Origin of the sequence: Vibrio sp. D54, from assembly GCF_021728075.1 — a bacterium.
In the GTDB taxonomy this organism is placed as follows: domain Bacteria; phylum Pseudomonadota; class Gammaproteobacteria; order Enterobacterales; family Vibrionaceae; genus Vibrio; species Vibrio alginolyticus.
The window spans coordinates 223,492-247,318 of sequence record NZ_JAKKCS010000003.1; the positions used below are offsets into that span (position 1 = coordinate 223,492).

Below are 23,827 nucleotides of genomic sequence, written 5' to 3' on the forward strand. Positions count from 1 at the left end.
TAGCTTACTTCGATAAAAATCCAAACATAATAAGAATCATCAATATGAAAATACTTGTTGTTGAAGATGATCCTCGTTTAGGCGAGCAAATCATCGAAACATTAGAAAGTACCGGCTGGGTACCAGAATTGTCCCAAGATGGCATAGACGCTCTGTATCGCGCGACTTCGGAAGAATGGGACGCCATTGTTCTTGACCTCGGCTTGCCAAAACTGGATGGTCTTACCGTCCTAAAAGGCATCCGAGATGAAAACATTAATACTCCTGTCGTGATTCTAAGCGCTCGCGACACCCTAACGCAGCGAGTTGAAGGCTTAAACGCAGGTGCAGACGATTACCTAACTAAACCATTTGAAATGGTTGAGCTTATCGCTCGTATTCGTGCACAGCTGCGAAGAGCCTCTGGTAATGCCTCTCCTGTGATGCAAATTGGCGACTTGAGCTTGGATACACGCACTTCTAAAGTCATGTGGCAAGGGCAAGCGGTAAGCTTGACGGCGCTAGAGTATAAAGTGGTCGCTTACTTTATGCATAACCCGGAAAAAGTGATTTCTCGAACCGAACTCGTCGAGCACATTTACAAACAAGACTTTGATCGTGACTCCAACACAATCGAAGTTTTTATCGGCCGAATTCGCAAAAAAATCGCACCAAAGATCATCAAAACTGTCCGAGGGTTGGGATACCAATTAAATGCCGAATAGAAACAGGCTACCGTTGAACGCAATAAAACGACTGAGTATCAAAAGTCGCCTCGTTTTAGCGGCGATCGTTTGGTTAACGGCAATGATCCTCGCCGCTGGTGTGACGATACCGACGCAGGTCTACAACTATATGGTTGATGACACTCGCTCACAGCTCAGCATTTTTATGGATGAAGTCGCAGCACAGTTAGAAGTCGATAACACCGGACATCTTTCACTCGCAGCTCAGCTATCAGACCCTCGATTTAACCGACCTTACAGTGGTTTGTATTGGAGTGCCTCTACAGAGGCAAGCCTCGAACGTTCTCGTTCGTTGTGGGACAAAAAAATCGAATACAAAGGTTTGGATAAAGATGCGTATGGAGCAAGAGGCGAAAAACTAATTACGCTAGAAAAAGCGCTGTATCTTCCTGATTACGATGGTCCTATTCACATTATTATTGGTATTGACGAAGAGCCCATTAAAAATACCCTTCAAACGTTAATCGGCCAACTTTGGCTTATTTTGGGTTTATTATTCGCGGGCGTACTTACCGTCATTTTACTGCAAATTGCTTGGTCATTGAGTCCGCTTACAAAGCTACAAAAAGAATTAGCCGAGCTGAAGTCTGGTAATAAAAAGAGTCTAGAAGAAACCTACCCAAAAGAGATTTCTCCTCTAATCTTCGACCTCAACGCTCTGCTGTTCCATTACCAAGAATTACTAGAGAGAGCTCGCAATCATGCAGGTAACCTATCTCATGCACTTAAAACGCCACTTTCTGTTCTAAAAAATGAAGTTCAGACGTTAGAACCTGAGGCACAATCCCGTCTCCGAGCTCCAATCAATCAAATACAAGACCATATCGATTACCATTTGGGTCGTGCCCGTATGGCCGGATCGATGAACATATTATCAGTGAAGTCGAACCCAGCAGATCGTGTGGATGCTATCTCAATGGCGTTTGATAAAGTGTATGCGAGCCGAAGCATTACCTTAATTAATGAACTTGATTCAGAGCTGAATGTAGCAGTAGAGCAGACCGATCTCGATGAAATGCTAGGTAACTTGCTAGAAAATGGCTATAAGTGGGCCAACAGCATGATTCGTGTGCACTCCTCTCAGGATAAGGAAAATATACACATCATTATTGAAGATGATGGGCCAGGCATCCCTAAAGAGAAACTGAGTCAAGTAATCAAGAGAGGAGTTAGATTGGATGAAACAACCCCTGGCTCAGGTCTTGGTCTAAACATAGTCAGTGAAATGGCACACAGTTACCGAGGTCAATTAACATTGGATACAAGCGCTTTAGGTGGATTAAAAGCATCTTTAGTCTTACATCTCAGCCGAACATAAAGCATATAACACATAAACTTTGTTTTTCGGACCATGATCAGTAAACCGATGAAAATGAAGTCGATGTGAACAAAATCCAAGCAAAGCGTTAAAAGGGATAGCCTTCCACCCCGCTAAATCATACCTTTTTGTTGATTTGGATACGATTTGGGTTGCCCATTTATAAGTGGAATGATAGTATTCGCGCTCGCTTGAACAGTTCCTGTTTCAAGCTTTACCACGAACAACAAGGTCGCATTGTTGATTGTGAACATTTGATTTTTACTAATTTGAGAGTAAATACTATGAAATTCGAAGCAGTAGTACGTACTGAACTAGGTAAAGGTGCGAGCCGCCGCCTACGTCACGCTGGCAAATTCCCTGCAGTTGTATACGGCGGTGAAGAAGCAGCAGTAGCTATCGTTCTTAACCACGACGACATCGTAAACCAAATGGACAAGCCTGAATTCTACGAAGGCATCGTTCTAGTTATCGATGGCAAAGAAGTTAAAGTTAAGCCACAAGACGTTCAACGTCACGCGTTCAAGCCAAAAGTTGAACACATGGACTTCATCCGTATCTAATTCCCTACCAAGGAATTAATCGGATTAAATCCAAACCTTTTGCATAAAAGATAATCGGACTTACCAACCGAGACATCTAAAAAATTTCAAAACCCCGGAGTCTTACCACCTCCGGGGTTTTACTATATTTGGCATATAACATTTGATTTATGAACGGGCAATATACTTCACTAAAGTGATATCGGTCAGCGTCATACTCTCAATCACTTCCGACTCTTCATCTCCAGTACACACAAAACCACACTTCTTGTAAAAGTTAAGCCCCTGTTGATTAGTATCCAGTGCTTTCAAACTGATCTGCATAACTGACGTAGAGAGCAAACGTGTCTCTAACTCATCTAACAGTGCACTTCCTGCTCCTTGCCCATAATGTAGCGGCGTAACGTAGCAACATGTCACTAATGCCGTTTTATCTTCGCTGGTGTGGTTAGGTAACTCGTAACTTAAAAAGCCAACAATTTCTCCTTGCCTCTCAACTACGATCAATTGGGCCAGTTGCTCCGTCATCACTCGCGCCCACATCCTTTCTCGACGCTCAATCGTAAACTGCTCTATGTAGCTCTTTGGCATTAATCCTTTATACGCCACCTGCCAAGAATCAACGTGTATCTTGGCGATTTGGGCTACCTCCTTTTTGAGTGCGTCCCTTACTGTGTATCTCATAAGCATCCTTTCTTAGCGTTCACCACTTACAAATTCTTTTAACCCTACCCTTTAAACCAAAGCTCAAAGATAACAGCTACAGTCGCAACGCTTTACATTAATCCATTTCATTTTCATTAATTAAATGATAGTTCACATCATAATATTCGAAGAAGAACGATCCATTATTTACTTTTCATTTTGACTCATTAGGTTGAATCTATTTGTTTAAACTCTCGAGTGTCCAATGCGGAATAAGCACGATAAGGTATCGGATGAGGATAAATAAACGATGCTTAAAGCATAAGATTTCTAAACGATCGCAATTATAGTAAAGAGATAAATACAATTTTTGATAGAGTTAGGCAGAATAAAGCCATGATCAAATGAGTTTAAGTTCTGTGCTGTTCATTATGCATACAAACCGCCCCCCCTCATCATTAGAGCGAAAATTTATAACGATTTGTGTCATGCCTATTAGGAAAAACATAAACTTGGCAAAATAATCACCAAAATCAGCGTAATACTTCGCAAAAATGCGCATTGATTCACACAAACAACACACATTCAATTAACTACCTCACAAAAAATAGAGCTAGCTATATAAAATAAATACTAAATACCAATTCTGTTTATTTATAGACGTAGTTTGCAGGCTTATTAATTCATTTCTCCGATAGAAGTATAAATAAGAGATAGATCACTAAAGTTTCACATTAATTCCGTATATTTCACGCCGTAACAATAACAAAATCACAAAGAAAGGATCCCTTATGAAGTTTTCCAAATCTCTTTTGGTAGTGGCAGTAGGCGCTGCGCTAGCAGGATGCGGCTCAGACAGCGACAATTCTCCAGTAACCTGCGAGACTGCAGATTCTTGTACTAAGTTCACCGTTCTCCACACTAACGATAACCATGGTCGCTTTTGGCATAACAGCGACGGCGAATACGGCATGGCTGCGCGTCACACTTTAATCGAATCTATCCGCGCAGAAGTCGAAGCAAAAGGCGGTGAAACCATTCTGCTATCTGGCGGTGATATTAATACCGGCGTACCAGAATCAGACATGCAAGATGCGGTTCCAGACTTCGTAGGGATGAACCTACTTGGTTACGATGCAATGGCTGTCGGTAACCACGAATTTGATAACTCACTAGATATTCTCGATATGCAGGCCGAGCTAGCTGACTTCCCTATGCTGGCTGCGAATATCTATAAAAAAGATACAAACGAGCGTTACTTCGACCCTTACAAAGTATTTACTATCAACGGCCTTAAGATCGCTGTTATTGGTCTAACAACGCAAGACACTGCGAAGCTAGTCAATCCAGACAACGTATCAAACATCCATTTCGAAGACCCTCAAGTAGAAATCAAAAAGGTACTGAAGGAAATCGAAGAGAACGAAAAGGTAGACCTAGTATTTGCAACGACGCACATGGGTCACTACGAAGATGGCAAAAACGGTAGTGAAGCACCAGGTGACGTTAAACTCGCTCGCTCTCTTGAAGAAGGACAGCTAAACGCTATCATCGGTGGTCACTCGCAAAACCCTGTATGTATGGAACCAGGTACCAATGAGTATGCTGATTTCAAACCTGGGGATGATTGTGCCCCAGACCAACAAAAAGGCACTTGGATTATGCAAGCGCATGAGTGGGGTAAATATGTGGGTCGTGCAGACTTCGAATACTACGACGGCAAGCTTCACTTAGCGAACTACGCACTGATTCCTGTAAACCTTCTAGACGAAAACGATGAAGTTATCGGTGAACGAATTCAACAAGATGCAACAGTAAAAGCGTTACTACTGCCATACCAACAACAAGGTCAAGAGTTATTAGATGAGAAGATTTCTAATACGACGGGTAAGTTAGAAGGTGATCGTAACGTAGTTCGCTCTCAACAAACTAACCTAGGTCACCTACTCGGCGAGGCATACCGTACTTACAAAACGGTAAATGCTGACTTTGGTGTGATGAACTCTGGCGGCGTGCGTGATTCAATCCAAGATGGTGATATCACTTACCGTGACGTACTAACGGTTCAGCCATTTGGTAACTTCGTGACTAAAGCAACTATGACAGGTAAAGAAGTTAAAGAATACCTAGACGTGGTTGCGACGAAATCTGCAGGGTCTGGTGCTTACGCTCAACTAGATAACATCACTTTAGATGTAAACTGTGATGCTGGCTCAGTAACCATTACCGATATTAACAATAAAGGCTTCGATCTAAACGAAACGTACACATTCTCTGTAATCAGCTTCAGTGCTGCTGGTGGCGATAACTATCCAATCATCGATGTTCAATCTACACAGCTAACCGATGCATACGTTTTGCGCGAGTTCTTCGTAAACAACCCACAAATCTCTGCGGATAACTACAACAAGAACTTAGAGAACGTCAAGTACTTCAGTAATGGCCAACCAGTAAAAGGTTGTCCTGCAACTGGTAGCTAATACTCAACACCTTACCCCTGGCGCTAAGAGCTTTTACAAGCAATTTCGTCAGGGCTTTCCTTAAAACCGAAGCTTTGTGCTTCGGTTTTTTATTTTCGATAAATTACTGAAAACTCTCCACCTTCACAATATGTTCAAAAATTGTTCATTTGTGTTATTGACGCCCCTGTGTTGGGCTTCTATGTTTGATAAGGTCTTTTAAATATGCAGGTTCATCGGCTAAATTTCGCGAAACATTTTCAATCGCACAGTCAATGATTCTGAGAAAGATGTGAATGGCGTTACAAACACTGCTCTCAAACAATTTGTCTTTGGACTTCAAACGATGGTGATGTGCCTCCACGCGCACACTAATGAGCAGCGATCTGGACGTCAATGTGTTCAAACTGCTGCCATCGAGTTCTGGAGGTCAAAAATGAAACGAGCCAGCAATAGCTACAGACTCCAAATGATCAAAGAAGTAGTTACCCGTAGAGAGCGTGAAGCTTGTACGGATCCTATGGCGAGATATATTCATCAACTGATGGATGAACGCCCAACAAGTAAATTAGATGTTGAATTCAATCATCGATTTTCAGGAAATCACTTCGACGAACAAGCGGGAGGCTGGGTTAGCGACCGTTGGTCGATGAAATAACGCCAATTACCGCTCTATAGGGAAAATGGATAGGAGATTCCCGGTTCTTAAAGGACACCTTGCCGGACCGGGAATATGTAAAAGCCTAATCAGAACCGAAAGCGAAGGCGTAACCCCACAGACTGAACAAGAATTCTAGAATAAGTCTTGTTGAGGCGATGACTCATCTTGAAGCTGTTCTGGCTTCGTCTTCCCTGCCAACATCTTTCTTCTGTACCTTTGACGACACAACTTAATAACGTGCAACTGCTGAGCGGGGGTTAAGTTAAGCCAATTAAACCTTTCCTCTCTCTTTCTCATACACCCCTTGCAATACCCTTTTTCATCAGAGGTACATACTCCAACACAAGGGCTTGGGACAGTAAAAAACTCCAGTTGCTCCATACTAAAACCGCTCTTTCCATATTAGGGCGTATTGGCCTAGTTTAAATAATGAGAAGATTAGTCAGCAACAAAACTTGTTATATACTTCGTTATGTCAAAAACATACGAAACCATAACCTTATGCTGACAAAAACAGTGTTTTATTACTTATACTTACCGCGTTTATAAAAACGGAGTCTATAAAATGAAGCTTAGCCTAAAAACGTTAGTTACAGCAATCTCTCTCCCTGTTCTTATGACTGCTTGTGCTAGCAACGGTGATGATGTGAAAGAAATAACGGCTCAAGATTTGCAGCACCACAACTGGGAACTTGTTCAAGTTGATGGCAAAAATATCGTTCTAGACGAACACCAAAAAGCGGCTCGCCTAGAAATCGGTGAAAATCTAACCGCAAACGGCAACGCAGGTTGTAACAACTTCTTCGGTCAAGCCGAGCTGAAAAACAACCAACTACGCATCGAAAAAATGGGCATGACCATGAAGATGTGTATGGAAGATCAAATGAAGATCGAAAACGCAATGACACAAACACTATCTAACTGGAGCGATATCACGCTAACTAAAGATGGTCTTGTTCTGAAAAGTGCCGATCACGAATTGACGTTTACACTACGTGACTGGGTAAACTAATCCCAACTAAGTAAACCAGATAGTATTTTGAAAGCAGCCAGACGGCTGCTTTTTTTATGTCGACGAGTCATTAGTCGTGTATGCCAAAATCATTTAAGTGGCCAACTTTCTTTCTCTTTTCGCCCTCAATTCCATGCTTTAGACATCAATTTTGCTCTGTAAAACAACCTATTCATATCTCTGGGGACAATAATTTTCAATTACTTGAAAGAATATCCTCAAACAAACGGTCCGCTCCTAAAATGACACCAAATTTGTCCTTTCTTCGTTTTGCTTCACATTGAGAGTAATTCTTTGAATCAATGAGTGATTCCGTTTGGGATTGGCATTGATAATAGAGAGAGATGAATTACTATCCTTGTAACAGAGCGGAACGACTTGCGAAAACATCAATAGAAACGAAAGCAAGCACCAAAAGACATAACACGGAATAGATATGAAAAAGCTACTCAGCAGCATTGGCATTTTAGCCACGACTTTTGCGACACCTTCTTTTGCCGATTCATCAGTGAATAGCGAATGGCAAAAAATCGAACAACAAGCCGACGGGCAATCCGTCTACTTTCATGCTTGGGGCGGAAGCCAAGAAATTAATCGCTACATACAGTGGGCGAGTAGAGAGCTAAAATCACGTTATAACGTGACGCTAAACCACGTTAAAGTAACTGATATTTCTGAGACCACTACTCGACTTATCGCAGAAAAAGCGGCAGGCAAAAACAGCGGTGGCAGTGTTGATATGGTTTGGATCAATGGCGAAAACTTCAAATCAATGAAGGATAACCAATTGCTATTTGGTCCTTTTGTCGAAGGTTTGCCAAGCTGGCAATATGTGGATAAATCTCTACCAATTGATGTGGACTTCTCCGAGCCAACAGAAGGTCTAGAAGCACCTTGGGGAGTAGGACAATTAGTGTTTATCCATGACGAGCAAACCCTCCATAACCCTCCAAAATCATTCGCAGAAATGCTGAGCTATGCAAAAGCGTTCCCGAATCGCCTGACTTACCCTCGACCACCAGAGTTTCATGGCACAAGCTTTATCAAAGCATTACTCATTGAACTGTCTAACAACGCCCCTGAGCTGCAACAACCAGTTACCGATGACACGTTTGAACAAGTCACTCAACCGCTGTGGTCTTATCTAGATGAGTTCCATAAAGTCGCTTGGCGCGGTGGTAAGCAGTTTCCAGGCGGTACAGCAGAAACCCTTCAGCTACTAGATGATGGTCAGACTGACCTGGCGATTACCTTTAACCCGAACGCGGTTTTCTCTGCGCAGTCGAGCGGTAATCTTGCAGAGAGCACCAAAGCGTACGCAATGGACGCAGGAGCACTCTCAAATATCCACTTTTTAGCGATTCCTTGGAACGCAAATGCCAGTGCTGGTGCACAAGTTGCGATAAACTTTTTATTGAGCCCTGAAGCACAGTCTCGCAAAGGTAACCTAAACATCTGGGGCGACCCTTCGGTACTAAGCAACCAATACCTAACTGGTTCGGCCAAAAACACTCAACAATTCAAATCTATCGCTGAGCCACATCCAAGTTGGCAAGCGGCGTTGGAAAAAGAATGGTTGAAACGCTACGGGAATTAGTAAGAATCCATGTTAAGAGCGCTGTATTTAGTCATTATCGCAGTTTGTATTTTGCCTACCATTCCGGGACTACTTGGAGTGGTGGTCTCTGCGCTCGGTTATGTACCTCCTATCGGTCTACACCACTTTTCTTTTGATGGCTTCAATGCCGTCTTTGATTGGGAAGGTGTTTGGACATCCATCGGGTTTACTTTCTACTCCGCCATTTTCAGTAGCTACTTGGCTTGCTTCATCACGTTTGCAATTCTACAAGCCTCTTGGGGCAGCAAGTTTTGGCGAAAAATTGAAGTTAGCCTTTCCCCACTTCTCGCTATGCCGCACGTCGCGTTTGCAATTGGCTTTGCGTTCTTGTTTGCCCCAACTGGTATGGGCGTTCGTGTTCTCAACCAACTGTTTGGTTACGACCAGAATGCACAAACGGTGAATGACTTAGCATTGCTGATTAAAGACCCACATGCACTCGGTTTGGTCATCATGCTTGCGATTAAAGAAGTGCCGTTTTTATTGTTGATGAGCATTCCGATCCTTCAGCAATTGAAAGTCGACAAGATTGAAAAAGTCAGTCACTCGATGGGCTACAGTTCCGCGCAAGCATGGTGGAAATGCGTATTTCCGCAATGGTTAGCAAAACTTCGTTTCCCAATGCTGGCGGTATTGGCTTACAGTTTGTCCGTTGTCGATGTCGCCCTGATTATTGGCCCTACCAACCCACCGACGTTTGCGGTTTTGGTATGGCAATGGTTTAACGATCCAGATTTATCGCTCCTACCAAGAGCTGCCGCTGGCGCAGTAATACTGTTTGCGATCGCTAGCCTTTTGATTGGATTTGCACGCTTAATGGAATGGTGTATTACCAAAGGCTTCAAACGCTGGCAGTACTCTGGTCGAAACGGGTTTCGTTTACCCGGTAAAACCCTATTTTCACTGATTGCTCTACTTGCACTTCTAATGATTCCACTCATGGTGGTGTGGAGTTTTGCCCAACGTTGGCGCTTTCCAGATTTGCTCCCAAGCCGTTACAGCCTGCGTTTTTGGGAATACGAATGGCACAGTATTCTAGGGACTCTAGAACAAAGTATGTCAATCGCCCTAATCAGCGCGACTGTCGCGCTAGTTCTTGCTTTAATAGCACATGAGTATCGTCTCCGTTATCGCTGGCAGGTGCCCGGTTACATCATCGCCATCCCGATGCTGATTCCTCAGCTATCGGTGCTATTCGGTATGCAAGTTGTGACGCTGTACTTAAACAGTAATGCGTATTTCTTTTGGGTATGTTGGGCGCATGTATTCTTTGCGTTCCCATTTATTTACCTCTCGCTAGACGGTCCGTGGCGCAGCTTCGACAACGGCTTAACTCGCGTCGCACTCAGCTTGGGTAAATCACCGATGCAAGCTTGGTTAAAAGTGAAACTACCAATCCTCCTGCCTGCGATTGCATTCGCGTGGGCTGTCGGTATTAGTGTCAGTCTGGCGCAATACCTACCGACATTGGTGCTAGGGGCTGGGCGCATTAGCACCATCACAACCGAAGCCGTTGCACTATCCAGTGGTTTTGACCGACGTGTCACCGCTATTTACGCCATTTGGCAAGCTCTGCTGCCATTCTTGTTCTTTTCTTTTGCGATACTGCTTAGCCACTTGCACAGGAAGTATCGCCGCTTGTCTATAAAAGGTTTACTACTGAATGAGTCTTTGTCTCGAAAACCTCGCCATCCGTAAAACCAATGGCGACGCGCTTTTTTCAGCGTTCAACATGACCGTAGAAAAAGGTGAAATCGTTACCCTGATGGGGCCTAGCGGTTGTGGTAAATCCACTTTGTTGGATGCCATTGCCGGGCACCTATCCGCCGAGTTCAACTACTCTGGATCCATTACGCTTGATAACGAAAAGTTGGATGCCCTCCCTGCCCATAAGCGTCAGGTCGGTATTCTATTCCAAGACGATTTGCTCTTCCCTCATTTAACGGTGTGGGAGAACCTTGCCTTCGCGCTACCAAACTCAATCAAAGGTGAAGAGCGTAAAGCTCACGCTATGCAAGCACTGAAGAACATTTCATTGACCAAACTAGCAGAGTCCTTTCCTGACCAAATTTCGGGAGGGCAACGTGCCCGTATCTCATTGACTCGTATGCTGCTAGCAAAGCCGAAAGTTGCGCTACTTGATGAGCCCTATAGCAAGCTGGATAAAGACCTGCGCGTGCAATTTCGCAATTGGGTGGTCGAACAATTGCAGCAAGCGAACATCCCTACTTTGATGGTAACGCACGATGAAGATGATATTCCTGATGGCAGCCGCTGCATAAACTGGCCGTGGGAGACAAATCATGCTTGATAGCCTGAGTATAAAGCTCATCCGCAAACCGCTGGCACTCAGTGCGACATATATCGATAAATGTGGTATCACTGCAAATCAGACGACAGTATTTGGTTTTGTGCTTGGCTGTTTTGCCCTGCCTGCTTTGATCGCCGAACAGTACTTGTTGGCGTTGCTGTTTATTTTGCTGAACAGAATCTGTGATGGGTTAGACGGGGCACTGGCAAGGATTCAGGGCATTACCGATGCGGGTGGTTTTCTTGATATCAGCTTAGATTTTTTGTTCTATTCGTTGATTCCTTTTGGCTTTGTGCTTGCCAACCCAGAGCACAATGCCGTTGCAGGCGCATTTTTGATTTTTTCCTTCATCGGCACTGGTAGTAGCTTTTTGGCTTTTGCCATCATGGCAGGAAAACAAGGCATCGATAATCCGGTATATAAAAACAAATCGCTTTACTACATGAGCGGCTTAACCGAAGGTACAGAAACCATTGGCTGCTTGGTTTTATTTTGTTTGCTACCGCAACACTTTGCCGTCATCGCGTATATCTTTGGCGCGGCATGCTGGTTTACTACTTTTACACGTATTTATTCAGGATTTCATACGCTTAACGATCATTAATACTGCTTAGACAATCGCGTTTCCTTAAGGGACAAGCCGCTAAGCCACTGTTTTATAAAGCACCAAAACGCAGGTTAAATTGGGGTATATACTCTTTGAATGAAGAAACCATTCGGAGGCTATATGAAAAAACAGATTAATTTAGGCATGTTGCTCACCATTACTTGTGCGCTCGTGCTTGGCGGCTGTAGCTCACCTAACCCGTACGGAGATGCATACGGCTCATCCGACACTCGCAAAGTTCAGCAGGTTTACTACGGCACAGTAGAAAAAGTAGAACCCGTAACCATTGATGCCTCTACCCAATCCAATGCCATTGGCACCATCGCTGGTGCTGCCGTGGGCGGGATCTTAGGCTCAAAAGTTGGGGGCGGTTCTGGCTCGGATATCGCTGCCATTGGTGGTGGTCTATTGGGTGGCTATGCAGGCAGCAAAGCGGCTGAAGCAACCGCGAAAAGAAATGGCGTGAATCTTACCATTCGTTTAGAGGACGGAAAGATTATCTCTATTGTTCAAGAAGCAAATCCAAACATGATTTTCCAACCAGGCCAAGCGGTCCAAATCAATGTTTCTGGTAATGACGCCAGAGTCGTTCCTCGTTAATTCGGACGAACCAAACCTTTGGCCTGCTTTAATTCAAACACCTAACCCGCGCAAGCTTACATCACTGGCTTGTTAACTTGCGCGTTTCTTTTCGTATCAAACTTGATCGTCGTCAATGGAACATCAATCTCCCACACCTTTCGATGTTCAAATGACATCAAGTTGCTAGCATGAGCCCATTCCAGATAACTTTGGGCTTGTTATGACTCCGACTGTTGACCACGTACTCCTTAATATCGCGCTAAACCTCAGCTCTAATCGCTCTCATGAGCAGCAATATCAAAACCTCATTGATGGGGTCGCGCAAGTATTCCCATGTGATGCGAGCTGCCTGTTTATCTTCGATGAGGATGGGTTTCTGACTCCTGTCGCGGTAAAAGGCTTATCTAGCTCGGTCTTAGGTCGTCGCTATTTCCCCAAAGCACATCCACGCTTAGATGCCATTATTCATAGCCGTGAGCCGGTGCGTTTCGATGCCGATTGTTCATTGCCTGATCCTTTTGACGGCACACTATTAACCGAAGACCAGTGCATTGATGTTCACGATTGCATGGGCTTTAGCTTGTATGTGGAAGGACAACTTGTTGGCGCGTTAACCATGGACGCCCTAACCATTGGCGCATTTGATGACATTGACCCTGTCGCTATCGAAACCTTTGCGGCTTTGACCGCTGCGACATTGCGTAACATTGCTCAATTAAAAGCACTCAAAGCGCAAAACCAGAAGCAAAAAAGCGTCACTCAAACCCTTATCCAGCAAGCCCGTTCTCAACATGGCGAAATGGTGGGTTTGAGTCCGCAGATCAACCAGTTACAAAACAACATTGCGACCGTTGCTCAATCAGATTACGCGGTACTTATCACAGGAGAGACCGGTACTGGTAAAGAACTGGTCGCGCACTCGGTGCACGCGCAATCTCATCGTAGCGATAAGCCGATGATTTACGTCAACTGTGCGGCCCTGCCTGAAGGTCTAGCTGAAAGTGAACTGTTTGGCCATGTCAAAGGCGCATTTACAGGTGCTAATAGCCACCGTGCCGGTAAGTTTGAACTGGCAGACGGTGGAACGATTTTCCTTGATGAAGTAGGCGAACTGCCTTTGATTTTGCAAGCAAAATTGCTGCGCGTAATTCAGCAAGGCGAGCTGCAACGTGTAGGTAGCGATCAGCATTTGATGGTCAATGTGCGCATCATCGCCGCGACCAATCGACAATTAGAAAAAGAGGTCGAAGCTGGCACGTTTCGAGCAGACCTTTTCCACCGTTTGAACGTGTTCCCAATCCAAGTCCCCCCACTGCGTGCCCGTGACGGGGATATTCCCGTTTTAGCAGGATATTTGTTGGAAAAAGTACGCCAACAATTTAATGCACCCAATCTGCACGTTCATCCTAAAGTGTTGACTCAATTGGAATCTTTACCTTGGTACGGAAACGTGCGCGAGCTCGAACATACGTTAACTCGCGCGGCTTTGCACGCCATTCAACAAGGCGCAAGCACGATCATGCTTAACCATTTCGACACCTCATTGGCTCTCGATGATGTAAAAAACACATCGCATTATCTACCTAAAGAAAGCCAACCAATGCGAGAGCTAATAGAAAGCTATCAACGTGATTTAATTGAACATGCTTTAAGCCAAACTGGTGGCGTTTGGGCAAAAGCAGCGGAGTTTTTGCAAATGGATCGCGGGAACTTATATCGAATGGGTAAAAAGCTCGGGATCAATAAATAAACAACCGCAAGAAGCCGATGTGATTAAGACATCATTCGCGTTGTCTTAATTACATCACCCGCCCTATCAAAAACACACAAAATCATTAAAAATCAACAATATAAAAATTGGCACGCATTCTGCTCTCTAGTGGTCAACATCACGACTATTAAAACAATCACTGGAGAACCCAATATGTTCTGTATTCAATGTGAACAGACAATTCAAACCCCTGCTGTCAAAGGTTGTTCTTTTGCACAAGGCATGTGTGGCAAAACTTCTGAAGTATCAGACCTACAAGACGTGTTGGTTTACACACTGCAAGGGGTTTCTTTTTGGGCATCAAAAGCACTTGAATTCAACATCATTAACGATGAAATCAACCAATGGGCACCCAAGGCATTTTTCTCTACATTGACGAACGTCAACTTCGACCCTGAACGCATCCTAGAGTTAACTTCTCAAGCTGCAACGTACAAAGCATTGCTAAAAGAGCAAGTGATGTCTGCTGCGACTTTGTCAAACACCAACCTTACTGACATTCCTGCCGTTGCCAACTTCGAGCTACCAAACAGCGCAGAAGCGATCTTAGCTTTTGCTCCTCAAGTCGCGGTTAACCGTGGTAAGGACCAAGTACATGAAGATGTTATTGGCCTACGCCTACTTTGCCTATACGGACTTAAAGGTGCAGCCGCGTACATGGAGCACGCACGTGTTCTTGAGCAAACCAGCAACGATATCTATGCCGAATATCATGAAATCATGGCGTGGTTGGGCACCGATCCTGCAGATCTCGGCGAACTACTTGATTGCTCAATGCGCATTGGCCTGATGAACTACAAAGTGATGGAAATGCTCGACCAAGGTGAAACAACGACCTTCGGCCATCCAGAACCAACCACGGTGAACGTCAAGCCAGTAAAAGGCAAATGTATTCTTGTCTCTGGCCATGATTTGCATGACCTAGAAAAAATCCTGCAACAGACCGAAGGCAAAGGCATTAACGTTTACACCAATGGTGAAATGCTGCCTGCACACGGCTACCCTGAGCTGAAGAAATACTCTCATCTTGTCGGTAACTACGGCAGCGCATGGCAAAACCAGCAGAAAGAATTCGCCAACTTCCCAGGCGCAATCGTAATGACGTCAAACTGTTTGTTGAATCCAAATGTGGGTCAATACGCAGACCGTCTATTCACCCGTAGTATTGTTGGCTGGCCTGGAGTGGCTCACATCGAAGGCGATGATTTTAGCCAAGTGATTGAATGTGCTCTAGCGCAAGACGGTTTCCAACACGATGAAATCGAACACCACATCACGGTTGGTTTTGGTCGCAATGCACTGATGAACGCCGCCCCTGCGGTTATCGACCAAGTGAAGCAAGGCAACATCAAACACTTCTTCCTAGTCGGCGGCTGTGACGGCGATAAAGCGGAACGTAGCTACTACACCGATTTTACGGCTGAAGCGCCAGAAGATACGCTCATCCTGACGTTGGCGTGTGGTAAGTTCCGCTTCAACAAGAATACGTTTGGTGATATCAACGGCATCCCTCGCCTATTGGATGTGGGCCAATGTAACGATGCTTACTCTGCAATCCAGCTTGCACTTGCACTGGCGAAAGAGTTTGACTGTGACATCAATGAACTACCACTCACGCTTGTGCTTTCTTGGTTCGAGCAAAAAGCGATCGTTATCTTGCTAACACTATTTGCATTGGGCGTGAAAGGCATTTACACAGGCCCTACTGCACCGGCATTCCTAACGCCAAACCTAATCGCCATAATCCAAGAGAAGTTCGATATGCGCAGTATTGGCAATGTTCAGGATGATCTAAAAGCCATCCTAGCAGCTTAATAAACTTGCTTGTTCGCGCCTCCTTACGTGGAGGCGCTCTCTATTTCGAACTAAAAATAGCCACAACCAAAGAGATTGTTATGTTTTTTGAATGGCAAGGTAACCAACCCGTCACGCTCCGTTGCATCGACAAATACTTCGAAACACACGACACAGTCAGCATCAAATTGGCCGAACTAACCGAATCACTTCTGTTTCAGTTTAAGCCTGGCCAGTTTATTAACTTGGGCGTCGAAGTTGATGGAAAAATGGAGTTTCGTGCCTATTCAATCAGCTCGATCAATGAAGACGATCACCTTCAACTCACCATCAAACGAGTATCTGGCGGTAAAGTATCGAACTACATCGTTGACTCGCTGCTGCTTGGTGATACCGTTCAAGCATTACCACCAGCGGGCGAATTTAACTGCATTGACCATCCACCCGTTTTACGTGATGGCGAAACAAAAGCCTTGCTTATCAGTGCAGGTTGCGGCGTCACGCCCGTATTTTCGATGGCAAAACACTGGCTGAGTAATCAAGATGAAAACGACAACGATGTGGACATCGCATTTCTTCATATCGCACGCAGCCCAGAAGAGACGATTTACTACGATCAGCTAGAAACGTTCGACGCTGTGTATCCCAACTTCCATTTAAAGCTGTTGCTGAAAAACCGCGAAGGAACGTCACACCCACAAGGTCGTTTGAATGCCGACTGGCTTAAAGAGCTTGTTCCTGATTTCAAACAGCGCACCGTTTACCTGTGTGGTCCAAGCCAGTTTATGCAAGATGTTCACGGCTATTTGAATGACCTTGGTTTTGACATGACGAACTTCTACCAAGAGAGTTTTACGCCTGCGACTGGCGCAGAAACATCGGTCTCCGATGAAGTTGTTTGTGTTTCTGTTCCTGACTTTGCTCAAACCATCGATGCGCAAAAAGGTCAGATACTGGCCGATGTGCTTGAAGGCGCAGGTTTACCATTAATCGTCGCTTGTCGTAGCGGCATTTGTGGCTCGTGCAAATGCAAGGTTCGTCAAGGCAACGTCTCTTCCACCAGCCTAGAAACATTAACGCCAGAAGAAATTGAACAAGGCTATGTGCTCGCCTGCTCATCAACCATCGAAGCGGATCTTGAAGTGCAGATTGGTTAGTTTTCCAAATACAAAAAAGCGCCGCGATACGTCTGTCTAGTTGTTTCGCGGCGCTTTTTTTGATGTTACTTCTGTTGCAACAAACGTCTTTTAGCTAAATAACAACACTTTCAATGCAGCTTCGCTGTCTACGTCCATAAACTCTGGTGGGTTATCCAGACGCTCACGGAATGTCAACTCTGGCGCTTCTTCTTTCATGCTTTCAATCAAGAAATCACTGGTCACTGATGGTGAGTTCACACATGCCATCACTTGACCGCCTTCTGCCAACAAATCCGGCAATCGACGTAGAATCTTTTTGTAGTCTTTAGTCAGCGCAAAGCTGCCTTTCTGGAATGAAGGCGGATCGATGATGATCATGTCATACTGACCAGATTTCTTAATCTTACCCCAAGATTTAAAGATATCGTGCCCCATAAAGCTTACCTGGTTGATGTTATGACCATTTAGCTTGTGGTTCTCACGACCTTTAGACAGCGACGCTTTCGCCATGTCGACGTTAACCACTTTATCTGCGCCACCCGCAATGGCAGCGACAGAAAAGCCACACGTGTAAGCAAACAAGTTGAGCACGTTTTTATGCTTGGCATTTTCCCGTACCCAATCACGACCGTAGCGCATGTCCAAAAACAGACCGAAGTTTTGGTTGCGGCCAATATCCAATTGGTATTTCAAACCGCTTTCTTCAACGACAGGGCGAGCGTCTAATTCACCGACAAGCACTTCTGAAGGCGCACCATCGGCATAACGGTGCTGAAGAACCATAGTGCGACCTTGCTTGTCTGCCCACAGTGGTGATAGTGCCAACGCATTGAGGCCGCTTTTCAGCTCAGCGAGAAACGCGTCGTCGACTTCTTTAAACAAGTTGATGATCAACTGACCTTGTAACCAATCACAGGTAATTTGCTCTAAGCCCTCAAAACGGCGGCCACGACCATGAAACAGTCGACGAATTTCATTCGGAGCTTGCGCGAGCTCGGTTTCTAGATGCTGAAAAAACAGCGGAAGTTGTGATGCTTGCATCGAGTTCTCTTATTAGTTTTCTTTGTGACGGTTATTTGATCGTAGGCCAGTTCAGTTCCCAGGGGGAAAGCCAAGTATCCAAACCCTGAGAGACGATTTCACTGTGCCATTTGTTACCAAGCACTTGGTATTCTCGTGGATCGCAAACAAAGCAATATTGCTCATCTCGGTATTGGAAGCAAAGTGAAAATGCATGCAGATAACCGCGATCAGCCTCATTGCCTGCATTGTAAATCTGGTCGCCAACAATACCTGAGCCAACCGATTTTAATGCCACGCGGATTTGATGCGTTTTACCAGTGTGTGGCTTACATAAAAATAGGCGCTCTCCGGGCTCTGCCGCAAGAGAGAAAAACTGGGTAACGGCTGGGTTATTTTTGCTGTTGACCAGCTTCCATGATGAACGGCGCGAACGCTCCATATCACCAACGACCAAACCTTGTTTCTTTTTCGGCTTTTTAGAGCCAATCGCTAGGTAGAACTTTTCTACTTGGCGGTCAGCGAAGGCTTGCGATAACGCACTGGCCGCTTTGGCGTTGCGTCCGAGGAGCAGAATACCCGATGTCATTTTATCCAAGCGATGGATAAGATAAAGCTGCTCATCACCACTCTGCTTAGCCACTTCTTGCAGCAGCATTGTGTCGCCATCGTCTTTATGAACAGAGACGTTGGGATGCTTATTGATGATCAGAAAATCGGGATGGGTATGTAGAATATCGAACATAAAAAACTGGCTCCACGTTTGGAGCCAGCAGTATACATAAGTTATCGGACAAAGCTATCGAGGCTTGCCCCCAAGGTATTTGCTAAAGCTTCTTCGAGAAAATGCCAGCAAGACCAATGATTGCGATACCCAGCAGCATGATTTCACCTTTGCCACTGTCAAAGCCAGACTTAATCCCCATGAAGGCAACGATAGCAATCGCAACAGGAATCAGGTATTTAACTAGGTTGTACCACAATCCAAATAGCGGGAAGGATACTTCGCCGTCATTAGTGATCTCTTTTTCTAGCTCAGCACGGCTTAGGCGCCATCCAGCAAAGATACAAACCAACATACCACCAACCGCTAGGAAGATTTTGTCCGTTAGCAAGTCGAAAATATCAAAGGCACCTGTACCGAAAAGCGTTGGTCCCATTCCACCTAACGATAGTGACGCAAAAATACATAATGCCGCCATAACTGCACTTGCAGACAGAACAGCGTTAGAGCGCTTCATGCCTTTCTCGTCGATTAGGTAAGACACGACAACTTCCAATAGTGATACTGAAGAAGTTAATGCCGCCACCGTCAAACCGATGAAAAATAGCAACGCGAATAGCAACCCAATCACACCGCCCATTTCAGCAAATAGCTGAGGAACGACAACGAATACAAGACCAGGGCCTGCTGCAGGCTCCATGCCAAAGGCAAACATTGCTGGGAACATAGCAACACCAGCAAGAATCGCGACACCTGTATCCATAGCTGTAACCATACCGGTTGTTTGAACTAGGTTCTCTTTCTTCTTCAGGTAAGAACCGTACGTCATCATACAACCCATACCTAAGCTAAGTGAGAAGAACGCCTGCCCTAGTGCAGCAAGAACTACGTTGCTGTCGACTTTAGAAAAGTCCGGCATGAATAAGAACTCAAGGCCCGCCATTGCACCTGGCAGCATCAAGCCTTTAACAGAAACAACGATTAGGATTAAGAACAGAAGCGGCATCAGAACCTTACCGGCTTTCTCAATACCACCCGAAATCCCTTTCATCACGATCATGACGTTAAGGAACAGGTAAACACCCATCCACATTAAAGGTTGAATCGGATCTGAGATGAAACCGCCAAAGCTGTCGCCAATTGCTTCTGGCGCGCTGAGTAGACCACCACCCACTTTAAAGATGTAGGCCAATGCCCAACCACCAACCACAGGGTAGAAGCCCATGATCAAAAGACCACTGAAGACTCCCATAACGCCAGTGAACGTCCAGCGTCGGTCAGTTGTTTTGAATGCACCTACGGCAGAAAGACCTGTCTTACGACCAATAGCGAACTCTGTCAGCATCACGCTAAAGCCGATAAAAATTACAAAGATAAGATAGATAGCAACGAATGCACCGCCGCCACTCTCACCTGCTGTGTAAGGGAATTTCCATATATTGCCTAAACCGACAGCGGAACCCGCTGCTGCCATTACGAAGCCTAGTTTAGACCCCCACGTATCACGTGGTGCTGCTGTATTAGTTGTAGCCACGCTTTTTCTCCAAAATTAGTTTGTTGTGTATGCATAGAGATAGGCGTCTAAAAAGTTTATGTAAAAATTATTGTACACTTATAAAATAAGCGTTCGACGCACTATGTCTAGAAAGTAAAGCAGCTCCCCTTTAAAATTGGAACCCCAAAAAAGTACATTTATCGCACAAGTGTCGAGTTACGCAGGTTAAATGCTGCTTTTTTGTTCAAAAGTTAAAGAATGACCTTATTTTTCACATTAAAATAACAGAATCAGCTGTTATGAAATTCGTTCCTCATATAAGGTCAATCCCATGTCTAAATGGGAAATCTATTCCCCCAACCCACTTTTATGCTTAATATCCTAGAAGGGCATATTACTCTGAGCGTATATGGACAAGTTTTATCACTTTCTTACTTTAGCTGGCATCGGGCTATATTGGTTATTGGTCGCAGGTGTGACCATTCGTGTCGTTTTAAAGCGCCGTGCAGTGAGCGTGTCTTTAGCTTGGCTAATGATCATTTATATCCTTCCCGTTCTGGGTGTCGCATGTTATTTCCTCTTCGGTGAACTGAACTTAGGCAGAAAACGGGCCGAACGCGCAAAAGAGATGTTTACACCATTCGAGAAGTGGTTCAGTCAGCTTAACGACTGTAACGCGCACAACCCAGAAACGATGGGAAGGCACATCTACCGAATTGATGAACTTTGTAACAACCGCCTTGGTCTTCCCGCATTGAGCGGTAATACATTGTCGCTGCAACAGTCACCTAATGAGATTTTGCATTCCATTATTGAAGACATCGAAAACGCGCAGAGCAGTATTCGAATGGTATTCTACATTTGGCATCCGGGTGGTTTGGCTGACTCTGTCGCTTCTGCACTTATCCAAGCGGCTAAACGCGGCGTAGATGTCAAACTATTGCTCGATTCAGCAGGTAGCCCGCGTTTTTTCAGAAGTCCTTGGTATCGAATGATGCAGGATGCTGGAATTGAAGTTATTCAAGCGTTAGAAGTGAAGATGTGGCGTATTTTCTTACGTCGTCTTGATCTTCGCCAACATCGCAAGATCATCGTAATTGATGATGAAATTGCTTATACAGGTTCAATGAACTTGGTTGACCCGGCTTACTTCAAGCAAAATAGTGGCGTTGGGCATTGGGTGGACATCATGGTTCGCATTACGGGACCAACGGTAAACGTATTGAGTGCCATCCACTGTTGGGATTGGGAAGTCGAAACTGGCGAACGTCATTTACCAAGACTACCTGAATGCAAGATCGATGAGAGTGAATTCCAACACCCTATTCAGGTTGTGCCTTCTGGCCCAGGTATGCCGGAATATCTGATCTATCAAGTATTAACATTGGCAATAAACCAAGCCAATCGCTCGGTACGAATCACAACACCATATTTCGTGCCCAATGCTGATTTACTCGAAACGTTAAAGATGACAGCACAACGAGGCATTGACGTTGAACTCATTATTCCCCATAAAAATGACTCTATGATGGTGCAATGGGCGTCACGCGCTTTTTATAGTGAGCTCTTGAGTGCAGGGGTCAAGATTTATGAGTTTTATGGTGGTTTGCTGCATACAAAATCTGTCGTAATTGACGACCAATTCTGTTTAGTTGGCACCGTAAACATGGATATGCGCAGCTTGTGGCTGAACTTCGAAGTGACCCTCGCCGTTGATGACGAAGAGTTCACCAAGCAAATGTCTTGGTTACAAGATAGCTATATTAAGCAATCTCACACTGTTGTATTGGAAGAGTGGGAGAAAAGGAGCCTATTTTCTCGGTTCTTAGAGCGAGTGTTCTATCTCTTCAACCCACTCCTCTAATACCTCAAATACACCGACTAAAAAACCTCCAGCGCTACATGCATCCTGCTGGAGGTTTGTTCTTTTAGCTCCCTATCTACACGATACCTCTCGACATCATTACCTGTTCATCTTGGCTGTTATTGGCTGATAGTCGACTTTTCCCTTGCATAACCTACGTCGTCCATGTTTTAAATATTCAAAACCGCAATATTTAAGACAGGGAACTTTTATGTCAGAGGGAAAAAAAACCAAACTCATTACCGCTGGCCGCGATAAAAAGTGGACAAATGGTGTTGTAAACCCACCCGTTCAACGCGCTTCAACTGTGGTATTCAATACCGTTGCAGAAAAGAACCAAGCCACCATTAATCGTGCAAACAAAACGTTGTTTTATGGTCGCCGAGGCACCAACACGCACTTTGCTTTCCAAGACGCAATGGTTGAGATTGAAGGTGGAGCTGGTTGCGCGCTTTACCCTTGTGGAACGGCAGCAATTTCAAATGCCATCCTCTCTTTCGTTGAAACTGGCGATCACATTCTAATGGTGGACACTTGTTACGAACCAACTCGTGACTTTTGTAACACCATCATGAAGAAAATGGGCATCGAAACCACCTATTATGACCCAATGATCGGTGAAGGTATCCGAGACTTGATTCAGCCGAATACCAAAGTCCTTTTCTTGGAGTCTCCTGGTTCAATAACCATGGAAGTCCAAGATGTACCTACATTAGCACGCATTGCCCATGAGCAAGATATCATCGTGATGCTAGACAATACATGGGGAGCTGGCGTGAACTTCTCTCCTTTCGAGCATGGCGTAGACATTTCCATTCAAGCGGCAACTAAGTATATCGTTGGACATTCAGATGTCATGCTAGGTACTGCTGTGGCTTCTGAAAAGTATTGGGATCAGCTTCGTGAACAAAGCTACCTGATGGGTCAGTGCGTTTCTCCTGACGACGCATACCTAGGTCTTCGAGGTATTCGCACGTTGGATGTTCGCCTAAGACAGCACGCAGAAAGCAGTTTAAAAGTCGCTCAGTGGCTCGCTTCTCGCCCAGAAGTTGATCATGTCCGCCATCCAGCTTTAGAAACAAGCCCTGGCCATGAGTTTTTCAAACGAGACTTCACAGGTGGAAACGGCTTGTTTTCATTTGTTCTCAAAACGTCTTATCCAAAAGCGACAACGGCTCTGCTTGATGGCATGAAACACTTCAGTATGGGTTACTCTTGGGGCGGTTATGAAAGCCTCATTCTAGCTAACGAACCTAAGAGCTTTAACAGCCTGAGAACCATAGCTCACCCACACTTTGAAGGTACTTTGGTTCGTATTCATATTGGCTTAGAAGACGTAAATGACTTGATCGCTGATTTAGAGGCTGGTTTTGCGCGTTATAATGCCTTAATGCTTGAAAAAGAAGCCTCCCTATAACAATGATTGAATCGCCCTGCATTGCGGGGCGTTTTTATAACTCTCTGACTTAATTAGAATTTACTAACATTCACCTGAACCACTAATTAATGTTAATCATTTGTGTTGTTTTTCAATTGAGCA

General features: G+C 44.8%; 21 protein-coding genes. 16 read left to right on the plus strand and 5 right to left on the minus strand.

Annotation, left to right across the window (positions count from 1 at the left end; translation table 11 throughout):
• Positions 1–44: 44 nt before the first annotated feature.
• The 3 genes from L3V37_RS05585 to rplY all read left to right on the plus strand — a co-directional run bounded on the left by L3V37_RS05585 (position 45) and on the right by rplY (position 2,606).
• Positions 45–704: a response regulator transcription factor gene (locus L3V37_RS05585; protein ID WP_005378073.1), complete on the plus strand. Its 660-nt coding sequence runs from the start codon at positions 45–47 to the stop codon at positions 702–704.
• The gene (locus L3V37_RS05590) at positions 694–2,043 is read left to right on the plus strand and encodes an ATP-binding protein (RefSeq protein WP_005378071.1); all 1,350 of its coding nucleotides are present in this window, start codon (positions 694–696) and stop codon (positions 2,041–2,043) included. Before L3V37_RS05585 ends, L3V37_RS05590 begins: the two co-directional genes overlap by 11 nt.
• Before the next feature lie 284 nt (positions 2,044–2,327).
• Positions 2,328–2,606 (plus strand): 50S ribosomal protein L25, encoded by a 279-nt coding sequence (gene rplY / locus L3V37_RS05595; RefSeq protein WP_005378066.1) that lies wholly within the window; start codon positions 2,328–2,330, stop codon positions 2,604–2,606.
• Positions 2,607–2,753: 147 nt separating this feature from the next.
• Here rplY and L3V37_RS05600 read toward each other — a convergent pair whose 3' ends face one another.
• Positions 2,754–3,269 (minus strand): GNAT family N-acetyltransferase, encoded by a 516-nt coding sequence (locus L3V37_RS05600; RefSeq protein WP_237305974.1) that lies wholly within the window; start codon positions 3,267–3,269, stop codon positions 2,754–2,756.
• Between the two features lie 752 nt (positions 3,270–4,021).
• On the opposite strand from L3V37_RS05600, the gene ushA reads away from it, so the two are divergent.
• Positions 4,022–5,710, plus strand: coding sequence for a bifunctional UDP-sugar hydrolase/5'-nucleotidase UshA (gene ushA / locus L3V37_RS05605; RefSeq protein WP_017820852.1), 1,689 nt, complete (start codon positions 4,022–4,024; stop codon positions 5,708–5,710).
• A gap of 415 nt (positions 5,711–6,125) precedes the next feature.
• The gene (locus L3V37_RS05610; protein ID WP_005386686.1) at positions 6,126–6,347 is read left to right on the plus strand and encodes a hypothetical protein; all 222 of its coding nucleotides are present in this window, start codon (positions 6,126–6,128) and stop codon (positions 6,345–6,347) included.
• A 135-nt stretch (positions 6,348–6,482) separates the two neighbouring features.
• Here L3V37_RS05610 and L3V37_RS05615 read toward each other — a convergent pair whose 3' ends face one another.
• Positions 6,483–6,731: a DUF1289 domain-containing protein gene (locus L3V37_RS05615; protein WP_005378062.1), complete on the minus strand. Its 249-nt coding sequence runs from the start codon at positions 6,729–6,731 to the stop codon at positions 6,483–6,485.
• A gap of 184 nt (positions 6,732–6,915) precedes the next feature.
• Here L3V37_RS05615 and L3V37_RS05620 point away from each other — a divergent pair, with 184 nt between their 5' ends.
• From L3V37_RS05620 to L3V37_RS05660, 9 genes are all read left to right on the plus strand, one after another.
• Positions 6,916–7,362, plus strand: coding sequence for an META domain-containing protein (locus tag L3V37_RS05620; protein WP_005378077.1), 447 nt, complete (start codon positions 6,916–6,918; stop codon positions 7,360–7,362).
• 436 nt (positions 7,363–7,798) lie between these two features.
• Positions 7,799–8,959 carry an ABC transporter substrate-binding protein gene (locus L3V37_RS05625; protein WP_042522009.1) on the plus strand — a complete coding sequence of 387 codons (1,161 nt, stop codon included), beginning with the start codon at positions 7,799–7,801 and terminating at the stop codon, positions 8,957–8,959.
• Between the two features lie 9 nt (positions 8,960–8,968).
• Complete coding sequence (locus L3V37_RS05630; RefSeq protein WP_237305975.1) at positions 8,969–10,678, plus strand: ABC transporter permease; 1,710 nt, start codon at positions 8,969–8,971, stop codon at positions 10,676–10,678.
• Complete coding sequence (locus L3V37_RS05635) at positions 10,644–11,291, plus strand: ATP-binding cassette domain-containing protein (RefSeq protein WP_130546672.1); 648 nt, start codon at positions 10,644–10,646, stop codon at positions 11,289–11,291. The genes L3V37_RS05630 and L3V37_RS05635 overlap by 35 nt, the downstream gene beginning before the upstream one ends.
• Complete coding sequence (locus L3V37_RS05640; protein ID WP_005386693.1) at positions 11,284–11,895, plus strand: CDP-alcohol phosphatidyltransferase family protein; 612 nt, start codon at positions 11,284–11,286, stop codon at positions 11,893–11,895. The genes L3V37_RS05635 and L3V37_RS05640 overlap by 8 nt, the downstream gene beginning before the upstream one ends.
• A gap of 123 nt (positions 11,896–12,018) precedes the next feature.
• Positions 12,019–12,498, plus strand: coding sequence for a glycine zipper 2TM domain-containing protein (locus tag L3V37_RS05645; protein WP_005386695.1), 480 nt, complete (start codon positions 12,019–12,021; stop codon positions 12,496–12,498).
• Between the two features lie 202 nt (positions 12,499–12,700).
• The gene (norR, locus tag L3V37_RS05650; RefSeq protein ID WP_047123468.1) at positions 12,701–14,230 is read left to right on the plus strand and encodes a nitric oxide reductase transcriptional regulator NorR; all 1,530 of its coding nucleotides are present in this window, start codon (positions 12,701–12,703) and stop codon (positions 14,228–14,230) included.
• A gap of 174 nt (positions 14,231–14,404) precedes the next feature.
• Positions 14,405–16,066 carry a hydroxylamine reductase gene (gene hcp / locus L3V37_RS05655; RefSeq protein ID WP_237305976.1) on the plus strand — a complete coding sequence of 554 codons (1,662 nt, stop codon included), beginning with the start codon at positions 14,405–14,407 and terminating at the stop codon, positions 16,064–16,066.
• Positions 16,067–16,146: 80 nt separating this feature from the next.
• Positions 16,147–17,202, plus strand: coding sequence for a hybrid-cluster NAD(P)-dependent oxidoreductase (locus tag L3V37_RS05660; protein WP_237305977.1), 1,056 nt, complete (start codon positions 16,147–16,149; stop codon positions 17,200–17,202).
• 90 nt (positions 17,203–17,292) lie between these two features.
• On the opposite strand, the gene L3V37_RS05665 is transcribed toward L3V37_RS05660, so the two are convergent.
• From L3V37_RS05665 to L3V37_RS05675, 3 genes are all read right to left on the minus strand, one after another.
• Positions 17,293–18,225, minus strand: coding sequence for a class I SAM-dependent methyltransferase (locus tag L3V37_RS05665; protein ID WP_237305978.1), 933 nt, complete (start codon positions 18,223–18,225; stop codon positions 17,293–17,295).
• Positions 18,226–18,256: 31 nt separating this feature from the next.
• The gene (locus L3V37_RS05670) at positions 18,257–18,949 is read right to left on the minus strand and encodes a TIGR01621 family pseudouridine synthase (protein WP_130546667.1); all 693 of its coding nucleotides are present in this window, start codon (positions 18,947–18,949) and stop codon (positions 18,257–18,259) included.
• A gap of 82 nt (positions 18,950–19,031) precedes the next feature.
• Positions 19,032–20,402, minus strand: coding sequence for a sodium-dependent transporter (locus L3V37_RS05675; RefSeq protein ID WP_042522154.1), 1,371 nt, complete (start codon positions 20,400–20,402; stop codon positions 19,032–19,034).
• A 430-nt stretch (positions 20,403–20,832) separates the two neighbouring features.
• Here L3V37_RS05675 and cls point away from each other — a divergent pair, with 430 nt between their 5' ends.
• Both cls and L3V37_RS05685 read left to right on the plus strand, forming a co-directional pair.
• The gene (cls, locus tag L3V37_RS05680; RefSeq protein ID WP_005378105.1) at positions 20,833–22,287 is read left to right on the plus strand and encodes a cardiolipin synthase; all 1,455 of its coding nucleotides are present in this window, start codon (positions 20,833–20,835) and stop codon (positions 22,285–22,287) included.
• A gap of 211 nt (positions 22,288–22,498) precedes the next feature.
• Positions 22,499–23,704 (plus strand): cystathionine beta-lyase, encoded by a 1,206-nt coding sequence (locus tag L3V37_RS05685; RefSeq protein ID WP_064353812.1) that lies wholly within the window; start codon positions 22,499–22,501, stop codon positions 23,702–23,704.
• Positions 23,705–23,827 lie beyond the last annotated feature (123 nt).